Genomic DNA, 3,678 nt, shown 5'->3' with positions numbered 1-3,678 from the left:
GGAAGGGTCAGATGTGTATAAGAGCCAGGTCCAGGGGTGCCGCGCGGGGGTCAGCCCATGTGCGGGTAGGTGTAGTCGGTCGGCGGGACCAGGGTCTCCTTGATGGCGCGGGTCAGGGTCCAGCGCATCAGGTTCTGCGGGGCGCCGGCCTTGTCGTTGGTGCCGGAGGCGCGGCCACCGCCGAAGGGCTGCTGGCCGACCACGGCGCCGGTCGACTTGTCGTTGATGTAGAAGTTGCCGGCCGCGAAGCGCAGCTTCTCCATCGTGTACGCCGCCGCCGCACGGTCGCCCGCGATGACCGAGCCGGTCAGGGCGTAGTCCGACACCGACTCCATCTGGGTCAGCATCTCGTCGTACTGGTCGTCCTCGTAGACGTACACCGCGAGGATCGGGCCGAAGTACTCGGTGCGGAACACCTCGTTCTCCGGGTCGGTGCACTCGATGACGGTCGGGCGGACGAAGTAGCCGACCGAGTCGTCGCAGGTGCCGCCCGCGACGACCGTGCAGGCCGGGTCCTGCTCGGCCCGGTCGATCGCGGCCTTGTTCTTCGCGAAGGAGCGCTCGTCGATGACCGCGCCCATGAAGTTCGACAGGTCGGTGACGTCACCCATCGTCAGGGAGTCGACCTCGGAGGCGAACTCCTCCTTGAAGCCGGAGTTCCAGATGGACGCCGGGATGTACGCCCGGGAGGTCGCCGAGCACTTCTGGCCCTGGTACTCGAAGGCACCGCGGGTCAGCGCGGTCTTCAGCACCGCGCGGTCGGCCGACGGGTGGGCCACCACGAAGTCCTTGCCGCCGGTCTCGCCGACCAGACGCGGGTAGGCGCGGTACTTCTCGATGTTGTTGCCGACCGTCTTCCACAGGTACTGGAAGGTCTTGGTCGAACCGGTGAAGTGGATGCCGGCCAGGTCGCGGTGGTTCAGGGCCACCTCGGAGACCTCGATGCCGTCGCCGGTGAGCAGGTTGATGACGCCCTTGGGCAGGCCCGCCTCCTCCAGCAGCTGCATGAGCAGCACGGCGGCGTGGGTCTGGGTCGGGGACGGCTTCCAGATCACCACGTTGCCCATGAGCGCGGGCGCGGTGGGCAGGTTGGCGGCGATCGCCGAGAAGTTGAACGGCGTGATCGCGTAGACGAAGCCCTCCAGCGGGCGGTGGTCCATGCGGTTCCACACGCCCGGGGAGTTGGCCGGAGGCTGCTCGGCCAGGATCTGGCGGGCGTAGTGCACGTTGAAGCGCCAGAAGTCGACCAGCTCGCAGGGGCTGTCGATCTCGGCCTGCTGCGCGGTCTTGGACTGGCCGAGCATGGTGGAGGCGGCGATGGTCTCGCGCCACGGGCCGGACAGCAGCTCGGCGGCGCGCAGGATGATCGCGGCACGGTCGTCGAAGGACATCGCACGCCAGGCCGGGGCCGCGGCCAGGGCGGCGTCGACGGCGTCCTGGGCGTCGGCCTTGGTGGCGTTGCGGTAGGTGCCGAGGACGGCCTTGTGGTTGTGCGGCTGGACGACCTCGAAGGACTCGCCGCCGCCCATGCGCTTCTCACCGTTGATGGTGCAGGGCAGGTCGATCGGGTTCTCGGCCAGCTCCTTGAGCCTGGCCTCCAGCCGGGCACGCTCGGGCGAGCCGGGGGCGTAGCCGTGCACCGGCTCGTTGACGGGGGTGGGGACCTGGGTCACAGCGTCCATGGGCTCCGTAACTCCTTGACTTGAGCGGTGTGTCGAGCGTGTGGTGGGGACTCAGCCCTTGCCGGCCATCGAGCGGACGAAGAAGCGCAGGTTCGCCGGCTTCTCCGCGAGCCGCCTCATGAAGTAGCCGTACCAGTCGGTGCCGTAGGCGGTGTAGACGCGCATGCGGTGGCCCTCGGCGGCCAGCCGCAGGTGCTCGTCGCTGCGGATGCCGTACAGCATCTGGAACTCGTACTCGTCGAGCTTGCGCCCGGCCTTCCGGGCGAGCTCCTGCGCGATGCTGATGATCCGCGGGTCGTGCGAGCCGATCATCGGGTACCCGTCGCCCTCCATCAGGATGCGCAGGATGCGGACGTACGCCTTGTCGATCTCGTGCTTGTTCTGGTACGCGACCTCGGCGGGCTCCTTGTAGGCGCCCTTCACCAGGCGCACCCGGCTGCCGTTCGCGGCGAGGCGGCGGGCGTCGGCCTCGGTGCGGAAGAGGTAGGCCTGGATGACGCAGCCGGTCTGCGGGAAGTCCTTCCGCAGCTCCTCGTGGATGGCGAACATCGAGTCGAGGGTGGTGTGGTCCTCGGCGTCCAGCGTGACCGTGGTACCGATGGCGGCGGCGGCCTCGACGACCGGGCGAACGTTGGCGAGGGCCAGCTCGTGGCCGTTCTCCAGAGCCTGGCCGAACATCGACAGCTTCACGGACATCTCGACCTTCGGGCCGAGCCGGAGGTCCTTGATCCGGTCGATCAGCCTCAGGTACGCGTCCCGCGCGGCGGTGGCCTGCCCGGGGGTGGTGATGTCCTCGCCGACCACGTCCATGGTCAGCTCCAGGCCCCTGCCGGTCAGGCCCTCGATGATCGGGACCACGTCGTCCACGGTCTCACCGGGGATGAAGCGGTCGACGACCTGCTTGGTCACCGGGGCGGCCGAGACCAGGCGTCGCATCCGGTCGCTGCGCGACGCGGCAAGAATCACGGGACCCAGCACGGGGCGCCTCCAAACAAGCCGAACAAGGCCGGAACCCGATGATTCGGGGCGGCACGGAGAACCACCGTGAAAGTAAAGGATTCTTCAGATCGGCGGCCATCGACAGCTGTCACGCTTCCGTGCCCTGGATCTCAGACATTTGTATGAAGGCCAGGGAAACATGCGGGAGAATGCCCGTGTGAGGGCCGATGACAGGGGTGACTACCAGGAGCTGGTCGACGAGATCTCGGAGCTGCTCGGCGCGCCGGCCACGCTGGAGAACCGGAACTTCGAGCTGATCGCCTTCGGCGCCTACGACAGCGAGGGCGACCTGGACCCGTCGGCCCTGGACCCGGTGCGCACCCGCTCGATCCTCACCCGCCGCTCCACGGCGGCGGTCCGCCGCTGGTTCGAGGGCTTCGGCATCACCCGCGCGACCGGTCCGGTACGGATCCCGCGGACCGTGGAGGCGGGCGTGTACCGGGGACGGATCTGCCTTCCGGTACGCCATCGGGGTGTCGTCCTCGGCTACGTCTGGCTCCTGGACTACGACCCCGGCCCCACCGAACAGCAGCTGGCCGCCGCCATGCGGGTGACCGGGCGGATCGGCGCCCTGCTCGCGGACGAGGCGCAGCACGACGCGGACCTCACCCGGGAGCTGCGGGCGGTGCTGACCGCCGAGCGGGGGTGGCCGCGGGACATGGCGGTGGCGGAGCTGCGTACGGCCCTGGGGGTCCGCGCGGACGGCCCGCACACGGTGGTGTGCGTGGCCCCCTGGCCGTCGGCCGATCCGGACGACGCCCCGTCGGTGCGCACCCTGCCGGGCGCGCGGGCGCTGTGCACGGTTCCCTGGGGGACGACGGACCAGAGTCTGGCGCTGCTGGTCCGGCTGCGCTCCACGGACACGCTGACACCGGCGGTGTCGGCGGCGACGCGCCTGCTGGAGGGGGCCGGCGGGGCGGGACCGGCCGACGGTGCCGCCGCCGGTGGGGCCGCCGCCGGGATCGCCGCGGCCCGGGTCGGGCTCGCCGAGCTCGGT

Annotated in this window: 3 protein-coding genes; 1 reads left to right on the top strand and 2 read right to left on the bottom strand. The window is 70.0% G+C overall.

The annotated features are described in order from the left end of the window. Positions 1 to 50 precede the first annotated feature (50 nt). Both pruA and C1I97_RS33255 read right to left on the bottom strand, forming a co-directional pair. Positions 51 to 1,682 carry an L-glutamate gamma-semialdehyde dehydrogenase gene (pruA, locus tag C1I97_RS33260; RefSeq protein ID WP_111006747.1) on the bottom strand — a complete coding sequence of 544 codons (1,632 nt, stop codon included), beginning with the start codon at positions 1,680 to 1,682 and terminating at the stop codon, positions 51 to 53. 51 nt (positions 1,683 to 1,733) lie between these two features. Next, on the bottom strand, positions 1,734 to 2,660 hold the full coding sequence (locus C1I97_RS33255; protein ID WP_111006746.1) for a proline dehydrogenase family protein: 927 nt from the start codon (positions 2,658 to 2,660) through the stop codon (positions 1,734 to 1,736). Between the two features lie 160 nt (positions 2,661 to 2,820). On the opposite strand from C1I97_RS33255, the gene C1I97_RS33250 reads away from it, so the two are divergent. After that, positions 2,821 to 3,678 (top strand): PucR family transcriptional regulator (locus tag C1I97_RS33250; protein ID WP_111006748.1); only part of this gene is annotated, 858 nt, incomplete at its 3' end.

The organism is Streptomyces sp. NTH33, assembly GCF_003236365.1.
Classification (GTDB): domain Bacteria; phylum Actinomycetota; class Actinomycetes; order Streptomycetales; family Streptomycetaceae; genus Streptomyces.
This window is presented reverse-complemented; position numbering and strand designations above follow the sequence as displayed.